Here is an 18769-nt window from a genome sequence, read left to right as displayed (position 1 = left end):
ATGAAAGGATATGTTAGAGAAGTTGCCCAGAGGGTTTTTGCTCAGGAATTCAGAGATTCCAACCTAAGCTTCAAAGATGAGAATGATCTTTATGCTCCTCAATATCTCTTAACACCGACTGGAGCAAAAGTAAACCGCCTCTTTATTATTGGAACTCTTACGGAGACCGAAGATATTGGGACCGATTCTGAATACTGGAGAGGAAGAGTTTCAGATCCCACAGGTTCTTTCCTTGTGTATGCAGGACAATATCAGCCAGAAGCAGCTCAGATGCTATCCGAATGTGAAACTCCTGCTTTTGTCGCTGTTGTAGGTAAACCCAGTACTTTTACTACTGCAGAAGGAGATATCCTTACATCAGTAAGGCCTGAGTCAATAAACGTTGTTGATGCTGATACAAGGGATATGTGGGTACTTGATGCAGCCAGAAATACTCTTGACAGAATAGATGCACTTGACGGATCTCAGAATAATATAATTAAAGCAATAGAACATTACAATACCAGTAAAACACATTATGCTGAAATGGTATTGAAAGCTTTAAGATCTCTTAAAGAAGATTCTTTATGAACAAACACTGACTCTCTATTTATTTAAGAAGGTCAATAATTGCTTTCTTCTAATGATCATAGAGAGTAAATCTGTTAACTCTGCCTGCACCCTGTCAGAGGGTGCATATTTTTTAAGATTTAAGAGTAGATAATTCAGAGATTTTTGGCAATCCAACTGACCACAAGTGACATAAACATTAGTCTCATAATATCTTACAAGGTGATTATGATGAAAACATATCTCTTAGTATGGTTCAGTAGTGATGGAACCAGACCGTCGGAGGTAAATCGAGCCCTTATGTCCCTCGGCTTCCAGCCAATGCAGGGATCTTATGATTATGTATATGACTGGGATGATAATGTGGATGTAAATGAAATTCTGGAGTTTGGAGATAAAGTTCACCTTAGTCTTGAAGGAATGGGTGTTATGTTCAAAATAGAGACAATTGAGAACAGAACCTGAACTTTTTTATAATCACAGTAAAGCTATTTCTCATTAGAATCCAGTTTTTTCAAAAATTCAAGATAATTACAGCAGTGACCTTCAGCTTGCAGTATATTGATTGAAACAGATCCTTTATCAACATTTATCTCTACAAATGAAGGATCTGCCATTCTTGGAGCTGTTGGAGATCCGGGACATATAAGGATAATGTCGCTTTCTTCGATCAGAGGGCGATGAAAATGCCCAAAAATTAGTATATCCACTTCCATTTCAAGTGCAAGATACCTAAGGGCTGTTGTGTCATTAATTGATAGGGCTCCTTCATGAACTATTCCGATTTTCACGCCATCGGCTTCAAAGATTAATCTTTCCGGGAGCAGATCTTTAATCTTTTGTTCATCTGCATTACCATGGACTGCTTTGAGCCTACCTGTCGATTCCAGTAGATTATAGAATTCAAAAGATGTAAAATCACCGGCATGGACAATGGTATCATATTTATCGATATCCATGAGAAACTGTGGAACTGGCTTACCGGGCTTGATATGTGTGTCAGAGATTACCATAATTTTCATGGTTCAATCACCTCACTGCAGAGTTAAATCCACGAGCTCATATTCCAGATTTTCAGATTCCAGACGACTTAAAATAGCTGGAACTTCTTCATCAATCGATACAACTACTGAAGAAAGCCCATGATAAGCTGCTTCTATAACGGCCTCACGAGCTCCAAACATCACATCAGGTTTGATCCCAATTTTTTTAAGAGATATGAGTGCTTCCACTCCTACAGAAGCAATGTAAGGTTTTGATTCAGACAGCATTTTAAGTCTTTTGAGGTCTGTATTTCTTGAACCCCCTCTTTCAACACGTGGAACTTTACATATAGAAATACTCGCGGTTTCAAGATTAATAAGTCCTACCAGTTCTGTTACTCCAACATCTTCCCCTGCTTTAGCATCAGAAATTGTGACCCCCCTGGCGTCTGTGTTTCCATTAGGACTGACATAGAGAAGTCCATTTTTCATATTCAGATATACCGTTTCTCCCTTAGAAAGATCCTTTTCAGCAATAGCTGTCCATGTAGATACATGACTGATAATATCTCCCATCACAAACTGGGCATATTTTTTCATTTCTGCTGCATTTTCCAGAACCCATTCCACACCGGTTTTGGTGATCCTGTATCTGACTCTTCCTTTCGATTCAATAAATCCTTCATTTACCAGCTCTTTGATATATTCAGATACAGCCTGAGGAGTGATTCCAATTTTTTCAGCTATTTCTTTCTGCCGAACATTTGGTTGATGAGCAGCGATTTCTATCAGGATCTGGAACTTTGTTATTCCACTCTTGCTGTGCAAGAGCTTTATCATTCGATTTCCTCACTGATTTTAAGTCTTTGACCCATCACCGATATATTTTGTGAACGACGGGCAACAGCACGTATATACAGCGGACTTTTGTTAAGTATTCTAGTAAGACTACTCATTGATTGATTTCCTTCTTTGACCAATCTTTCAAGTTCTTCTATTGCATCACAAACTTCATCATAAGGTTTAAAAGCTAACATGATAATGTCACTTAAATCTTCAAAAGAGCACTGGAAGTTTGCTTGAACTTTTGAATATGATGTATGATATTCCATGGAAGGTTTTTTACCCGGTTCTGGTATCTTCCACTGACTTTCAACAAGACCGCTTTTTTTTAATAATAGTATACTGTTGCTCGAATCCTTTCCAAGATATTCGTCCATTTCTTTTTTTGTCATCCATCTGGTGGACAGCACATCAAATACACTTTTATTTGTTCTGGAACCAAATATCCTGAGCAGTGGAACTAATTCAGATGGGTCATTTATGATTCGAGTTCTTTTTCCCATTGATAAACCTCATATAACAAACTATCACTAATATATTGTTTAAACTTAATAAAGCTATTGTGATCTCACATATTCTATTGTAGGACAGAAAGCACGGGTCACTTAGTATTAAGATACCTTAATTAAATATAATTTATCTCCAGACCGGAATTGCCAGAGCCGTTTGTCCAATTGAATATCGGATATGTTCTTTTGAGATATTTTGTCTTTTCAAACAATGCATGTGAGACAATGGGTAGTGCTATGGTGGCATCAACAAAGACCTGTACCTTTTTTGCACTGGTTGAGATTTTGCCCCATGATACCGCCTCATCAAATGTACACCCTGATAATCCGCCCCAGTGTGGAACATCTGTTGTATACTGAATTGCATAATCATGTCCGCCACCTTCTATTCCCATAATCGATGACACGATTTCAGTTTGCTGGATGAAATTTTTCGGTACACCACCTCCTATATAGATAACTCCTGTCTTCTCTGATTTTTCTACAATCTGTGTAATTTCGTCTACATCCTTAATCTGATCTATGATTTTTAAATTGCAATTTTCCCTTCTTGCAATTGCAAGACCTATACCAATTGAACTGTCACACAATGCTGGAATAAAAATCGGGATATTATTCCTATAAGCACTGACGATAATCGAATCCTCATTTCCTCCAAGTTGTTCTATTTCTTTTCCAAGAAGATAGATAAATTCTCTAGAAGAATATGGCCTGTCATCAAGTTTTTGGACAAAATCCGCAATCAGGTTATCCGTATCTCTAAATTCTTTTTCAATAGCAAACACATCATATATCCGATCTATTCCGTTTTCGAAAAGTACTCTGTCATCTGCTTTATGAGAACCAACATAATGTTTCATTCCAAGAGCTTCGTGGCAATCATGGAATATATTTGCTCCTGTGCTGACAAGACAATCAATAAGTCTGTTTTCAATTAAGTACAGTATTATTTTTCGCATCCCTGCAGGTACCATTGCTCCTGTAAGTCCCATAAATATTGTTAGGTTTTTTTCATGCAGCATATTATTCCATGCATGAACTGACTCCGCCAGTTTTCTTCCCTGGAAGCCAGTGTGTGTCATGGCATCAATAAGTTCGCCAATAGAACGATCTTTTACATCAACAGGTTTGGTAGGGTTTTGTGTGAATGTATTTTGATGCATTTAATTCTCATATCCTGATTATGTTAGAGTGTTTTTTTATGTTGGAGTAAACAGATATTTCTGTTCAGTATTTCCCGTAAGGGCAACATTATTTTTAAAATTATCTACATTAATTTGATGTGATTATGGAAGAGTCTGTGAATTTGCTTTTTTTGGGAAGAGAGGTGAAGCAGGAACTCCATGTGTAGGCGTGGAGTAGTTCACTAGGCTGCATACCCAATGATTTAATTACCTTCAAATAGAAATATAATACAATTAATTGAATATAGAATTCAATGCTAAAAACTATAATATATATCCTGGAATTGCTTCCAGTTATTTATAACGTGATACAAAAATGGGGGATTTAATGGATCAACTTGAAGGAGTTTTAGACGGACAAAAAATAGCTTATTTTTCAATGGAAATAGGTTTGAATAACGAAATTCCAACCTATAATGGGGGTCTGGGTGTGCTGGCTGGAGATACGATCAGGTCAAGTACTGATTTGAATGTTCCACTGGTTGGAGTAACCCTGATCAGTAAGAAAGGATATTTTCGACAGAAACTCGATGAAGCAGGTCGGCAGACAGAACATCCTGAAGACTGGGATCCCAATAGATATATGAAGATGCTTTCCACCCACGTGAGCGTCAACATTGGAGGCAGGGAAGTAAAAATAGGAGCCTGGCTGTATGAAAATAAAAGCCCTACAGGTTTGAAGGTGCCTGTTATACTTCTTGATACAGACCTTGAGGTAAATGATCCACAGGATAGAGAAATCACTCATCATCTTTATGGAGGGGACCAGGTATACAGGTTGAAGCAGGAAATCGTTCTTGGGATGGGTGGAGTTAGAATGCTTGATGCACTCGGTTTCAATATAAGGAAATATCATATGAATGAAGGACATTCCAGTCTTCTTACTATTGAATTACTGAACCGGGATGGAATGAACTCTAAAAAGGTGAAACAATTATGCGTGTTCACCACTCACACTCCAGTTGAAGCAGGCCATGACAAATTTAGTTTTGATATTGTTGACCAGTTAATCACAGATGAGGAAATTCAAAGGCTATTGCGTAAATACGGAGGGAAGGACTGGAAACTTAATATGACTCTTCTTGGCCTGAACTTATCCAATTTTATAAATGGGGTTGCTAAAAGACACAGGGATATTTCAGCAGAAATGTTCCCGGGATATAAAATTGAAGCAATAACAAACGGAGTTCATTCTTATACATGGACATGTCAATGCTTCAGGGAACTGTATGACAGATATATTCCTGGATGGGCAAATGAACCAGAACTTCTTGTCAGGGTTCATGGAATCACTGACAGTGAGATATGGAATACTCACATGAAGGCAAAAAAACAACTTATAGATTATGTTAACAGGCTTAAAAACACAGATCTGGATTATGATTCCCTCACGCTTGGATTTGCCAGAAGATCAACAGGCTATAAGCGGCCAAAGTTTATTTTTCAGGATATAAAAAGACTTAAGAGGATTAATTCTAAAGGCAGGATTCAGATCATTTTTGCCGGAAAGGCTCATCCAAGAGATCATGAAGGAAAAAAATTGATCGAAGAAATATTCAAACATATAAAGGAACTGGAGAATGAAATTAAGATTGTTTACCTGGAAAACTATGATATGGAACTTGCTTCAAAGATAACTTCTGGAGTAGATGTATGGTTGAACACTCCTCAAAGGCCATTGGAAGCTTCAGGTACAAGTGGTATGAAAGCAGCTCACAACGGTGTGGTAAATTTCAGTGTCCTTGCTGGATGGTGGATTGAAGGGTGTATAGAAGGTGTTACAGGATGGTCTATAGGCCCCCATCCAAGTGAAGACTGGAGTCCTGAAGAGACAGAAACTCTTGAAAAAGATGATTTTTACAATAAGCTTGAGTATGTCATTATTCCAACATATTATCAGGCAAGGAATAGATGGATACGGATAATGAACAATTCAATTGGAATGATCGCATATTATTTCAACAGTCATCGGATGGTTCACCACTATGTTACAAATGCATACCTTTAATCATATAATTTATCAGGAAGGGTAATTTGATGAAAGATGAAACTATTTTCAGAATAAAAGCAGCCGTTTATGCTGTTTTGTTATTACTTGTAATTGGTACTTTGTATACAATATTTCAAACTCCAGCCTCTGCCCTGGAGATGCTGATTCGTGGAGCAGCTCTGTTTGGGTTTATCAGTCTATTTGTGGCAATTATTTCTTCTGAATATATGATGGAAGTTAGGAAGATTTTTGGAAAACCATTTCTGAGAATACATCATTTATTTGGTGCAATAGGACTGGCTCTTATATTGACTCATGCAACATCTTTTGCCATAAATGTTGGCAGCTTATCCCCTTTTAGTGTTGTTCTGAGCCCATTGGAAACATTTCTTGAATTAGCTGGCAGACCTGCTTTATACCTATTTATTATTGGTGCACTCGCTGGAATATATAGAAGTAAAATAAAATCTGGATGGAGATACATTCACCTGGTGAATTATGTTGCGTTTTTATTTGCCCTGATTCATGGTCTGCTTATAGGAACTGACCTGACATTCACAAATCCTCTGGGAGTTATTTTCATCCTGATGGGACTGGTTGTTGTATATGTTTTCATAAGTAAGAGACTAAAAAATCGTTGATATATATGGATAAATCTGGTTATTTAGATCTGTTAAAAGAAGCTGTACCCAAGAAATACAATTTCAATAAAGAGCAGTATCAGTAAAAATTTACCTAAAATCAGTGGCAGAATCATTTTTCTAATTGGAAACGCTGATACTCCAAGAACAATTGAAATAGCATCACTTGGAAGTGGAGTAAGAGAGTAGGCAAAAATTATAAAGATGATTGTTCTGTCACTGTATCTGTACATGAATTCTTTCAAACGACTAACAATATTTTCATATTTTTGAGGTACACACTGGCTTCCGGTTTTAGCCATATAATAAAATATAAGGTCTCCAAAAAGAAGACCAGTACTTGCAAATAAAGAGAGCCAGATAAGGTTAACCCCGCCAAAAGCGATCGTGATCAATGAAGTGTAAAATAGAGTAGTGGTGAAAATAGAAACTCCTCCAATCATTGCCAACAAAAATACAAAAATGTAAACATTTCGTACTCCAAGCATTGCCACTATCTGTGCAGGAGGATAGAAATGCAGAAAAATCGACCACAATACTACAAATAAAGCAATAATGAAAAATATCTGCATGCTTCTTTTTCGACCAAAACTGGTATACCTTGAAATTGCACATTCTTTTGTCAAATTAAAAGTACCTCTATTGATTTTATCCTCTGGATACATTCATTATTTTTTGCTCAACGATTTTATCAAAAAAATGAAAATCGACTCCATAAAGGATGATCCAATATATATTTTTAGATATAGCAGACAATGTACTTTTAATTAACCGGAAAACAGCTCAGAAAATCAGTTATGAGTACTGGACAGTGGCGATAAAATCCGCGAAATAAGAAGGAAATTATAGTTAAAAAGAGGGGTGAAAAGAGGCTTAAATGAGCCTCTTCATGTCATTCTCGACAGTGGTATTGGCACTGATATTGAAGTTTTCAACCAGTACATTGAGTACATTGGGTGATACAAATGCCGGCAGTTTTGGACCCAGCACAATATTTTTGACCCCGAGGCTGAGAAGTGCAAGAAGTACCAGAACTGCCTTTTGCTCATACCATGCAATGTTGTATGATACCGGCAGTTCATTTATATCTTTAAGATCAAAAGCTTGTGCCAGTTTCTGTGCAACAACTACCAGTGAATAGGAATCATTACACTGTCCCGCATCCAGAATTCTTGGTATACCACCTATGTCGCCCAGGTCAAGTTTATTATATCTGTATTTTGCACAACCGGCTGTCAGGATCACAGCGTCTTCAGGTAACTGTTTTGCAAAATCGGTGTAGTATTCTCTTTCTTTATGTCTTCCATCGCATCCTGCCATTACAACAAATCGGGATATCTGGCCACCTTTGACGGCATCAACTATCTTATCGGCAACTGAAAGGGCTGCATTGTGAGCAAAACCTGCGGTTATTTCACCATCCTCAAGCTTTTCAGGTGGTCTGGAATTTTTTGCTATTTCAATGATTCTTGAGAAATCTTTAGTACCATTTTCCATTTCATCAATGTGCTTTAGTCCCTCGAATCCAACCATTGCAGTGGTGAAGATTCTGTTCGAATAGGAATCTGCCGGCGGTACAAGACAGTTTGTAGTCATCAGTACCGGACCATTGAATTTTTCAAACTCTTCTTTCTGCTTCCACCAGGAACCTCCATAATTGCCTACAAGGTGGGAATATTTCTTGAATGCAGGATATGTATTTGCAGGAAGCATTTCTCCATGGGTATAGACATCCACTCCAGTACCTTCGGTCTGTTTCAGCAGCTGTTCCATATCCTTGAGGTCATGTCCACTGATCAGGATTCCTGGATTGTCACGAACTCCAATATTGATGTTTGTTGGTTCAGGGTGACCATAGGCAGCAGTATTTGCTTCATCAAGAAGAGCCATTGTTTTAACGCCAACACTACCGCATTCAAGCACAAGACCTGTCAGATCATCTGAGGAAAGTGAATCATCAAGTGTTGCTGCAAGGCCTTTTTCCATAAATGTTGAAATTTCATTATCAGTACATCCAAGCATCCTTGCATGATATGCATATGCTGCCATGCCTTTTATTCCATAGGTAAGCAATTCTCTAAGGGACCTGATATCTTCGTTCTCGGTTGAAAGTATACTAACTTCTGGGGTACTGGTAAGATCCTCAGGTTTAACATTGACTGCAGAAGGAAGATTGCTCAGATCTACACCACTCTCTTTGAGTATGGATTTTAGTCCTTCACGAAGTCTGTATGTTTCCTGAATTTGGTTTTTGAAATAGGAATTACTGAAATTGACGTTGGTTACTGTTGAGAAAATTGATTCTTCCATAAACCGTGAATTGATGTGTTCCTCTAAATCTTCATCTTTGGTTTTCTGATTTCCCTTTATGAATTTAAGTATCTGAGCTTTCAATCCAGAATCTTCAGGAATCTTTTCTCTTGCTTTCTGATTGACAACAGCAAGCCCTTTAAGCATGTATATGAGCTGGTCCTGCAAATCTGCCACTTCATCAGATTTACCACATACGCCTGTTTTGGTGCATGCCTCTCCTTTAACTGTTTCTTCACATTGGTAACAATACATATTTTTCCTCCTAAGTTTTGATATCTTTTGGATACTTAGTATTATAATGAAACTTACATATAAATTAGAAAGTTTCCAATGTGATACTGGCTAGATAAAAATTTGTATTACAGGCAGTGCGAATTAAATGTAAAAGAACATCATTGATTGTTTTTAATCTCTCAGCCCTGTTAATTTTAAAGGATCAAGAATTCTGGGAACCTATCCTCACTCACCCTGTAATTATTCAGTGCCCTTGCTGTCTAGGTTCCGTAATATACGTCATCCGGAAACAACCCAGAGTATTTTTTCTAAATGGGTTAAGATATCACTGCAGAAGGATATTATCCAAAAATGCTTTGAATTGGTCTATTTTTTATGAAATGATCTTCGAGAATTCAGCCATAACTTCTTTGCCATTGATATGGGATTTTCAGAAATGTTGCATAGCACTATTTATGGTGTATCCAAAAAGAATAAAAAATATGCAACTACCCTGATTATTTACCTCGCTCTTCAAGGCAAAAGTACATTTTAGAAAGATTATTTTCGCTGTAAACTTCACATTCCGGGCATATACATCCCTTTTCTCTGGTTATGCACTTACTTTTACCGAAAGCACAAAATAAACCTTCCATGTGTTCAACAGTCTCAATATCTTTTTTTAGCATATGCACCAGATTATCTGGTATTGATTTCACTTTACATACTGCAGCATAGCTTGGACATTTTATACAGAGACATTTCTTCAGATTTTCTTTTGTTCTTTTTACAAGTCCCATTGGCCCCACCATTGTTAATTTGAGATGTACCTTTCAGAATTTAGACCTGAAATAAGTACTAAAATAAAATATGCATGATTAGTATTTACTCTTTTTGTCAACCGACAAGTCATTACAAAACAAGTAAATAATGGTAGTTATAATTGTTTCATGCCAGGCCAGAATTTCTAAATGTGATTCTTTTATTGGAGATAAAACGATTTGATTTCAGAAATTTCACTACAGTTATTTGTGCTGAATGCGCTGCTATTTTGCACGGTTATCCTTATACTGGTTTCTGCTCTGTGCTTTAAAAATCACAATAAACAGGGAACAAACTCGATTGCAACTCTTATGTTAGCAGGGGCAGCTTATTCTATAGCTTACTTTTTCGAACTACAAAGCAGTGATGTTTTTAGTGCCACAATGTGGCTAAATTTTCAGCTTTCGGTCATTTATTTGTTGCCTGCAATATGGCTTATTTTTGTGTTGCAGTATACTGGCAAATCAAATTCACTAAAAGCACCTGTGGTAATTGCAATTTTCCTAGTACCCGTTATAAGTATGGTAATGCTTTCTACTAACCATATACATTATATGTTTTATTATGATCTTACAATAAAAAGTTTAAATGGACTATATATAATCGATTTTCAGAGAGGCACATGGGGATATTTTCACATTATATATCTGAATTTATTTTTACTTGCAGGGACCTTATTATTGTTTAATGAGTACAGAAAATCTACAGGTTACTATAAAAAAAATTATATGATTCTGTTAGTTGGTGCTTTTTTTCCATGGATTGCACTAATTATAAATCTTTTAAACAAAAATCCATACAGCATTGACATGGGTCCATTTGGGATATTTATAGCAAGTATGTTTTTTGGATATGGAATTTTTTATTATAAAATATTTGATCCTTTACCTGTAGTCAGAAGCCAGATATTTAATGAGATGACAGATGGGATTGTATTAGTAGATGGTCAGAATAGGATTACAGATATAAATCGTACCGCTGTTGATCTATTTGGCAATGAGGTGTGTATAAAAGGGCAGCCCCTCGGTAATCTTTTCAAACCTTTTCAAATTTTAAATGGAAAAAATGTAGGAGATGTTGAGCACATTGAATGTTTCTCTGAGACAGAAGGGCATAAAAAATGGATCGATATTCGCTCTTCTTGCATTAAAAGTAAAAATGGAGAACATACCGGGAAACTGTTCATTTTCAGGGATATCACGGAAAAGAAAACAATAGAACAAAAGCTTCATGACAATGAGCTGTGGCTCAGGTTGATTTTAAAAAATGTACCTGCTGTCATATTCAGATGTTGCAATGATCCTGACTGGACAATGGAATTCCTGGATGATAAGATAGAAGAACTTACTGGATACAGATCTGTGGATTTTATCAATAGCACTACCAGGCCATATTCCAGCATTATTCATCCTGATGATAAGGAATTTGTAAAACAGTCAATTCAAAAAGCAATAGATGCTAACATATTTTATGATATCGAATACAGGGTAATTACATCAGATGGTTCTATAAAATGGGTTGGTGAAAGGGGAAAGGTCAACCCAAAAAATATGATAGATGGTACCATCTTTGATATTACAGATAAGGTTAAGGTAAGAAATGTCCAGAAAAACGAAATTCTATTAAAGGAAATTCACCACCGTGTAAAGAATAATCTTCAGGTTATCTCAAGCTTAATTAATTTGGAGAAAAGAAACCTGAATGACGAGCTGCTTGAAGCTGTACTTACCAGATCACAGACCCGAATAAGGTCTATGTCAATTGCCCACGAAAAACTGTATGAAGCAGATGACTATGCTAACATAAATATGCCCGATTATGTGAAACAGATTTCTGACTACCTGATCCAATTATACAAGCAAAATGAAAACGTAATGGTTCATGTTAATGTGGAAAATGTAAATCTGGGAATTGATACTGCTACTCCGGTTGGTCTTTTACTTAATGAGATGATCACCAATTCACTAAAACATGCCTATCCTTCTCAGAAATCTGGAAATATATATATTGGATTCAGGTCAGTTGATGATTCATATGTTTTCACTGTAAGTGATGACGGCATTGGATTGCCTGAAAATATAGACCCAAAAAAAAGTAATTCTCTTGGTTTAAAGTTAATATCAATGCTGACACAGCAGCTGCACGGCAATTTACACATCAATAGAACCCGTGGTACAAAGTTCACTATAAATTTTAAAAAAAATATTGAGTAAAAAAAGGATAATCCATTAAAAGCAGCTTTGAATTAAGGATGAATTTTCTGCAGCAAAGGATTAAGAAAAATAAAAATGGCCGAAAGGCCATATTTTAATGCTTATTCATCTTTTCTGAATCTCATGAATACCAGTAGAGACATTCCAATAAAAGCTACTGTGAATATCGAGCTGGCAGTCGGAACATCTGTATCCATGCCCATGCCACCACGGTACGGTTTCTCATCTGTTCTCTCAATTGTTTCGCAGTAACAGTTTTCAGTGGGAGCATTCCATCTTCCCCAATCTGCAGGGAAATGCTGCTGTACACTTTCGGTTTCTTCTCCAATAACACCCGGTGCAGTTGCCTCTACATTAATTGCCCAGCAATATTTATCACCCTCACTAACGGCATCTTTTGGGATCACGATTTCATAGTAATCTTCGTTGTAGTTACCGCTAACACTCATTCCAGCAGGAAGATCAGTAGTAGCTTCTCCCCAGCCACCATTGTATTCTTTATATATTGGAGATTCTGTACTGTCACCCGGGCTCCATCCTATCAGGAACATTGGATTTTCATCACAATCTCCAATGACCAGCTGGACACCGGTTGAGGTATGTCCATCAATACCACTCATCTGGACTATCCATTTGAAATCGTCTCCAACATTTTCTTTTGTCATATTTATCCCAAACTCTTGCTGCCCAAGTTTGACAGTTTTGACTCCTTGGAGAAGATAATGTATTCTCTTTCAACCCAAAATTCTCGTTTTTTTGTCAGGAAAAGCTATTTGACAGTTCAAATTATTTCATGCTAAGTACTACGATTTTGTCCATTTTTGCCTTAAAATCAGCGTGTTCATGGTATCAAAGTTTGCGTAAATGTACCTTTTTGCTCGACTTTTCGTGCAATCAACGGTTACTGTCAAATTCAATAGGCTATTTTTGATGAATTTTGTTGACTTGTGCTTGAGTTCGTTGAACTCATATCGCATCAACGATATGAACAGTTGTGCAATGAACCCAATGATCACAGCACCATAAATGCTAGCATCCGTCCATACTCGTAGTGGTTTAATCTCTATCTCATTTTTCAGCGAATTAATAATTTTCTCGATACTATCCTTTTTTCTGTATGTTTGAAGAGCTTCTATTAGTGTCAAATTCTCGCTTGATTTCAGGCAGAAAAATCCTTCTCTGCCTGTAATAAGATGTTCTTCAAGAAGTTTTGTAGCTTCCTGTTCATCAAGCTCCATCAGTTTTGTCTGCAGAGAATAAGTCACATCAACAAGGACATTGTTGATCCTGAATCTTTTAGGAATTTTTTTGTTCTTGTCAATAGATTCCTGTATTACCTTTGCTTCCTTTATTTGTCTCATAACTTTTCTTGCTTTTGAATCAAGTTGTTCTTTCTGAAGTTTCTTTGAAAAATAGAAGTAGTTTACACTACTTGTTTTAACGATCTTAAGACCATAGATTCCATTTTCTGGATCTATCAGTTCAGGAGAAGATTCCCAGAACGTTGCTATTTTCTTATCATCGCTTCTATTGAGTTTCCTTGCAGTCAAATAATGCATCTCATCTGCCCTTATCATGGCAGTATTATCTACACTATGAGCTCCTTTATCAAAAACAACAAGTGATCCTTGTTTCAATCTTCTATTAACTTGCTGATAAGTTCTCTTGAAATGTGTCTGGTCCGACAGGTTACCCTGTTCAACTGTGATACCTATAGGGACATTAATAGGATCTGCAAGTTCACTTATTCCCAATGTAATCTGTTTTTTATCTGGCCTGTGGTCACGACTATAGCCATACTTACCTAGTGGCGATTTATCGCCATACAACACAAGACTAGACCAGTCCATGTTGATATTAGTATGTTCGAAGTCATATCTCGTAAACAGTCTGTCCTGGATATCAGAAATAATCGTTTCACGATTATTTCCTAGGGTTTCAAGAACCCTGTAGAGAGTTCTTTCACTGAATTCAGGAAGATTGAAGATATCAAGAACTTCATCTCGATTAATCCATTCATGGGCTTTACTTATGCTGAAATTATCTGTAAGCTTGTAGCTTACAAGAGCTTTCAGCAGGTTGTTGATATCGATACCGTTCTTTTTGTGTTTGCCAAAAACAGTAGAAAAGTCAAGGATATCATAAAGTTGATTTACAGTCAGAATAGTTCCGATGGGAAAGCATATATTCTCATTGGGAACAATATCATATGTTCTTAGTTTTGTTTGCATTTTGATCGAATACAACAAAGCTAAGAACACTTTTATTACTTTTGACTGTCAAAGTTGGGTTGCTGGGAAAAATCACTTTCATCCCATGTCTGGGCAGAAGCAAAACCTGTTACCATCAGCATGAATGCTGTCAAGAAAACAAGCACTATGCTCGCCCTTGGTAGGAAACTTTTACCAATTTTTAAATTCATTTTCAACCACTCCAATAATTTTTAAACTTCAGATAGAAATATTGTATCTACTATTTATTATGTGATAAGAAATTTTGATTCAGAGGATAGTTCTGTCAATAGTTATATTAGCAATGCAAATCACCTTTTTAAGGCATGGTGTGAATCAATAATGATTTGGACGAAACTGAGACACAGATATGATAATGGATTAATGCGAGATATGGATTATAATCATCCGTCAGAGGAATAAAAAGAGGCTCAATTATGCAAATATCTACAAATAAACGTATTGAAGTGATCGATATCACAGGTAAAATCTCTGAAATCGTAAAACAAAGCAGCATTAATGAAGGAATATGTATAATATATACATCTCACACAACTTCAGCTGTATTTGTCAATGAAAATGAATCTGGTCTAGTTTCAGATATTATGGATATGTTAAAAAAGCTCATTCCTCCAAATGCAGGTTACAGACATGACACTATCGATAACAATGCAGATTCACATATGAGAGCCGTTCTTCTCGGAAACTCTGCGATTGTTCCTTTTAAAAGCAGCAATCTATCTCTTGGAACATGGCAAAGTATTTTTTTTGTAGAACTGGATGGTCCAAGAAAAAGAAATATCAGTATATCTCTGGTACCGACTACAAACAGTAGTTGAACTAATTTTAAAAAAGGATTGACTGTAAAAATAGCTACAGCATCAGATTCAGAATAGACTTCAATTATAGAAACTCAAATTTTTTAAAATCTAGTTTAGACTTTCAAATAAATCCGATTTTTTTCTGGCATAAAGTGTAGAAACTACAACAAAGAATCCCAATACACTTGAAAGTATAAAAATAGTGCTGAAGTCGGTTCTCATCAGTATTGGACCAAGGATTGCAGGAGCTGCAGTTTGCCCTATATATTTCATTGTATTAAATATAAGAACAGTGCTTCCCATCATATTTTTTGGAGATGCATAAGTGATCCAGGCACTTAACATCGGTTGGGTAATTCCAAAGCCAATACCAAATATTAACAGAAGCAGGTAGATTAAATTCAATGAATCGGATACTCCCATGCCTAATATTGCGAGCCCCATGAATAAAAACCCCACAAAAACAAGAGTACTAAATTGAAATCTTGCTGATAGCATTTTTGCCTGTGAAGCAGCCATGACCATTGATATCCCCTGGATACCAATTACAAGACCTGCTTTTTGAGCTGTAAAACCATATATATTGATCAAAATGAAAGGTATATAGATAACTATAGTAAAAAGTAAAAAGAATGTAACAAAACACAGGAACATTATAGAAAATATTTTAATATCCTTAATTATTGAAAACATCTTGCTAAACATTCGTTTCTTTTTTATCGGTGCAAGATTTGTTTCTGGCAAAATGAACATAACAAAGATAGCAAGCGGAATTGTTAAGGCATAAAATAGAAACGGGTAGTTCCATGATACAACAGCCATTGAACCACCGATCAGAGGTGCAGAAATGGCACCCAAAGAAGTAGTGATACTGATCCTTCCCATTGCATGGACCCGGTCAAGTCCTTCATAAAGTTCTCCGATCATAGTCATTGCAATTGGTATCATACCAGCTATTCCAATTCCCTGAATAAATCGAAGTATCAGAAGAATTGTAATATTTGGAGCAAAATAGCAGGCAAATCCAGCTATGCCATTTATGAGCAGACAGGGCACCAATATTCTTTTACGTCCGATCTGATCAGTAACCATGCCAAAAACTAACATTGAGATAGCTGTAGACAATGTGTATATTCCCATAATCCAGCCCACTGTTTTTGTGGTGGTCTCAAGCGGCTCTACCATCAGTGGAAGAGCAGGTCCCAATAATGCACCGCCAGCCATTCCAAAAAAAGCTATTATACTAAAGATCGGAATCAAAGGATCATTAATCAATTTCATGATAGTTAGAACCCAAATTTATAGATTCACAATAGTTTAATCAGCTATAGCTTATACTGATAAAGCTTAAACTGTAAAAATTTTTTGTTGAATACAGACTCAGTATCTATACTGAAATTACACTCTGAATTCAGAACAGAAAATTAAATTATTCCGATTTATATCTACCTATCAATTTCTTAAAATAACCTTAAGCTATCATCCATGAGAGGTGCTTTTTTTACTCTAAAAAATATCAGGTATAGTATATATTAATAACTGGGTGAAATACTGTTTCTTCATTTCATTGCAAAACCGGATCAGACATCATTGAGAATACTGCAATTCAGTTCTGGATTGGGGATATACCCTGGTGGTATTGGAGGCATTTATTGAAGTTACACAATTATTTGTCATAACTGTATCCCTAAAGTTTTTGTATGAATCATGAATTATTTTTCTATTTCCTTCAATTTCCAGAACATTCAATCCGAACAGATCCGCAAACTCTTCAACTTTATCCTTATAGTTCTTTATATGCGGAGATCTGTTGTTAATTTTTACCACGTTTTCGTAGCCCATTGTATCTAATACAAATTTTGCTGTTTCAATATCATCGATATGTTCTATAAATCCACTATATTTAAACATTTTTTTCCAGTTGTTGATCCACATTGGTGTCATTACAAGTGTATTTTTTCGATTAAAGCTTGAGACCATTTTGAGAAACGATTTTCTTCCTCCTACAACTGCACCAATACAATCATCTACTGTCTTTCCATCATTATCTTTCAAAATTGAGACTGGACATGATAAGCTATTTAGGTCGTTTTCGATCTGTTTTAGTACGTTTCCGCATAATCCATAAAACAAAAGGATTCCGTTAGAATATTGTGAAATATCTTTGACGTTAGAATATACATGATCTCTGAGGGAAGCTGGATCTCCGTGTAAAGAAATACTGAGAATGTTGATGGTAACTATATAGTTACGATCAGTATCTTTTAGAATAAGTGGCATTTTCTCAAAAGGTATAATCTGGTATGATATCCCAACATCATTTAATTTTTTTGCTATACCATTGCAGTCACTATTCTCAATGATGATCACGTCGTCAATTTTTGGATCGCTGTATATAATTTCTACAATTTCATCCTCAAACATTTGACAGCCAGTTATATTTATTACCGTCATTTTATTTCCTTCTCCTGTTCGAATCTCATAGATCAATGTTGTTAACGCTGAATACATCATCAATATTATCAATAACATTACTTTTTTCAATTACTTCAATTTAATAATCACAATTGATTATATCAAGGCCGTGAATAATAATTACTTTATTGATTGCTACATTTAAGTGTATGCTTAACACGGTTAACTAAAAAAAGAATCTAGCAGTACAATAAATATTTTTTATTGGTATTGTTAATTAAATATAGTTAATTCCTTATTTCTATATTTCATTAACATAAGAACAGAGTACTTCAGCATTTCAAGACTCTTAGTATAACACTTTTTTTTCTTCGCAATCTTGCCAGAAAGTGCCTTAATATGCTGTTATATCCTTCGACGGTATATGTTTCAGTTTTGGATTGAGTATGAAAATTTTCTGGAACAAACTCTGCATATGCCCTCCAGTAATCAGTCATTACTTCTTCAATCTCCTTTTCTTTTAAATATTCTCCGAGTTTTTGTCCTGTTTCTGTTCCTCTGCTACCAAAAGAGCAGTCGATGAATTTTTTCCCAACTCTATCAAAAGCAATCCAGATCCAGCAATATTTTTTTGTTCCCGATATAAGTGTGCATCTCATCCAGTTCCACGATAGAGATTTCATTTTCACTTTTTATATTCTCTATATCCTGGCCAAATTTCTTTATCCATTTTTGAACAGAAACATGATTTACTCCTAAAAAACGTCCTATTGAACGAAACCCTAACCCTTCCAGGTATAGTTGTAAAGCCTGCCGTTTAACAGACATTGGATTAGTAGTCGATTTAATTTCCACTGAATAGTTATACCCGCAATCATTGCATTTGTAATGTTGACGTCCACCTATTCTACCGTTCTTTTTGTGATCAGCACTCTTGCATCTTGGACAATTCATGTATAACTATGTTTAGATACCAATGCCACAATTTTAATACAAGACAATGCTTACTTTAGCGCGATTAAATTTGATGACATGATAATTG

Annotated in this window: 17 protein-coding genes and 1 pseudogene; 6 read left to right on the top strand and 12 right to left on the bottom strand. The window is 36.0% G+C overall.

The genetic code is table 11. The annotated features are described in order from the left end of the window. Positions 1-570 (top strand): RPA family protein, encoded by a 570-nt coding sequence (locus tag MZHIL_RS05505; RefSeq protein WP_013898381.1) that lies wholly within the window; start codon positions 1-3, stop codon positions 568-570. A 210-nt stretch (positions 571-780) separates the two neighbouring features. After that, on the top strand, positions 781-1014 hold the full coding sequence (locus MZHIL_RS05500; protein WP_048815501.1) for a hypothetical protein: 234 nt from the start codon (positions 781-783) through the stop codon (positions 1012-1014). Between the two features lie 23 nt (positions 1015-1037). Here the strand turns inward: MZHIL_RS05500 and MZHIL_RS05495 are convergent, their stop codons facing one another. The 4 genes from MZHIL_RS05495 to MZHIL_RS05480 form a co-directional block, all read right to left on the bottom strand. Then, positions 1038-1571 carry a metallophosphoesterase gene (locus MZHIL_RS05495; RefSeq protein ID WP_013898379.1) on the bottom strand — a complete coding sequence of 178 codons (534 nt, stop codon included), beginning with the start codon at positions 1569-1571 and terminating at the stop codon, positions 1038-1040. A gap of 12 nt (positions 1572-1583) precedes the next feature. Then, positions 1584-2372 (bottom strand): DUF7839 domain-containing protein, encoded by a 789-nt coding sequence (locus MZHIL_RS05490; protein ID WP_013898378.1) that lies wholly within the window; start codon positions 2370-2372, stop codon positions 1584-1586. Beyond that, positions 2369-2878 carry an ArsR family transcriptional regulator gene (locus tag MZHIL_RS05485; protein ID WP_013898377.1) on the bottom strand — a complete coding sequence of 170 codons (510 nt, stop codon included), beginning with the start codon at positions 2876-2878 and terminating at the stop codon, positions 2369-2371. Before MZHIL_RS05485 ends, MZHIL_RS05490 begins: the two co-directional genes overlap by 4 nt. 122 nt (positions 2879-3000) lie before the next feature. Continuing rightward, positions 3001-4047 carry a deoxyhypusine synthase gene (locus tag MZHIL_RS05480; protein ID WP_013898376.1) on the bottom strand — a complete coding sequence of 349 codons (1047 nt, stop codon included), beginning with the start codon at positions 4045-4047 and terminating at the stop codon, positions 3001-3003. A 349-nt stretch (positions 4048-4396) separates the two neighbouring features. Between MZHIL_RS05480 and glgP the strand changes: the two genes are divergently transcribed. Together glgP and MZHIL_RS05470 are read left to right on the top strand one after the other, a co-directional pair. Continuing rightward, positions 4397-6076, top strand: a complete 1680-nt coding sequence (gene glgP / locus MZHIL_RS05475; RefSeq protein ID WP_013898375.1) for an alpha-glucan family phosphorylase — start codon at positions 4397-4399, stop codon at positions 6074-6076. A 29-nt stretch (positions 6077-6105) separates the two neighbouring features. Then, positions 6106-6699 (top strand): ferric reductase, encoded by a 594-nt coding sequence (locus MZHIL_RS05470; RefSeq protein WP_013898374.1) that lies wholly within the window; start codon positions 6106-6108, stop codon positions 6697-6699. 32 nt (positions 6700-6731) lie between these two features. On the opposite strand, the gene MZHIL_RS05465 is transcribed toward MZHIL_RS05470, so the two are convergent. From MZHIL_RS05465 to MZHIL_RS05455, 3 genes are all read right to left on the bottom strand, one after another. After that, entirely contained in the window at positions 6732-7325 is a 594-nt protein-coding gene (locus tag MZHIL_RS05465) for a VTT domain-containing protein (protein ID WP_013898373.1), read from the bottom strand. A gap of 247 nt (positions 7326-7572) precedes the next feature. Further along, positions 7573-9264: a hydroxylamine reductase gene (hcp, locus tag MZHIL_RS05460; RefSeq protein WP_013898372.1), complete on the bottom strand. Its 1692-nt coding sequence runs from the start codon at positions 9262-9264 to the stop codon at positions 7573-7575. A gap of 479 nt (positions 9265-9743) precedes the next feature. Further along, the gene (locus MZHIL_RS05455) at positions 9744-10025 is read right to left on the bottom strand and encodes a DUF2769 domain-containing protein (protein WP_013898371.1); all 282 of its coding nucleotides are present in this window, start codon (positions 10023-10025) and stop codon (positions 9744-9746) included. Between the two features lie 231 nt (positions 10026-10256). Here MZHIL_RS05455 and MZHIL_RS05450 point away from each other — a divergent pair, with 231 nt between their 5' ends. Beyond that, positions 10257-12260 (top strand): histidine kinase N-terminal 7TM domain-containing protein, encoded by a 2004-nt coding sequence (locus MZHIL_RS05450; protein WP_245527575.1) that lies wholly within the window; start codon positions 10257-10259, stop codon positions 12258-12260. Between the two features lie 101 nt (positions 12261-12361). On the opposite strand, the gene MZHIL_RS05445 is transcribed toward MZHIL_RS05450, so the two are convergent. Both MZHIL_RS05445 and MZHIL_RS05440 read right to left on the bottom strand, forming a co-directional pair. After that, a complete protein-coding gene (locus tag MZHIL_RS05445) occupies positions 12362-12925 on the bottom strand; it encodes a hypothetical protein (RefSeq protein ID WP_013898369.1) in 564 nt (187 codons plus the stop codon). A gap of 138 nt (positions 12926-13063) precedes the next feature. Further along, entirely contained in the window at positions 13064-14491 is a 1428-nt protein-coding gene (locus tag MZHIL_RS05440) for an IS1634 family transposase (RefSeq protein ID WP_013898108.1), read from the bottom strand. A gap of 437 nt (positions 14492-14928) precedes the next feature. On the opposite strand from MZHIL_RS05440, the gene MZHIL_RS05435 reads away from it, so the two are divergent. Further along, the gene (locus tag MZHIL_RS05435; RefSeq protein ID WP_013898367.1) at positions 14929-15330 is read left to right on the top strand and encodes a secondary thiamine-phosphate synthase enzyme YjbQ; all 402 of its coding nucleotides are present in this window, start codon (positions 14929-14931) and stop codon (positions 15328-15330) included. A 90-nt stretch (positions 15331-15420) separates the two neighbouring features. Here MZHIL_RS05435 and MZHIL_RS05430 read toward each other — a convergent pair whose 3' ends face one another. From MZHIL_RS05430 to MZHIL_RS10305, 3 genes and pseudogenes are all read right to left on the bottom strand, one after another. Continuing rightward, on the bottom strand, positions 15421-16593 hold the full coding sequence (locus MZHIL_RS05430; protein WP_013898366.1) for an MFS transporter: 1173 nt from the start codon (positions 16591-16593) through the stop codon (positions 15421-15423). Between the two features lie 306 nt (positions 16594-16899). Further along, positions 16900-17856 carry a DUF1638 domain-containing protein gene (locus MZHIL_RS05425; protein WP_157209641.1) on the bottom strand — a complete coding sequence of 319 codons (957 nt, stop codon included), beginning with the start codon at positions 17854-17856 and terminating at the stop codon, positions 16900-16902. Between the two features lie 144 nt (positions 17857-18000). Beyond that, a pseudogene (locus MZHIL_RS10305) lies at positions 18001-18681 on the bottom strand (IS1 family transposase). Positions 18682-18769: the final 88 nt, after the last annotated feature.

It is taken from the genome of Methanosalsum zhilinae DSM 4017, assembly GCF_000217995.1.
Lineage (GTDB): Archaea > Halobacteriota > Methanosarcinia > Methanosarcinales > Methanosarcinaceae > Methanosalsum > Methanosalsum zhilinae.
Note: the sequence above shows the minus strand (reverse complement) of the source record. Positions and strands in the feature narration are given on the sequence as shown.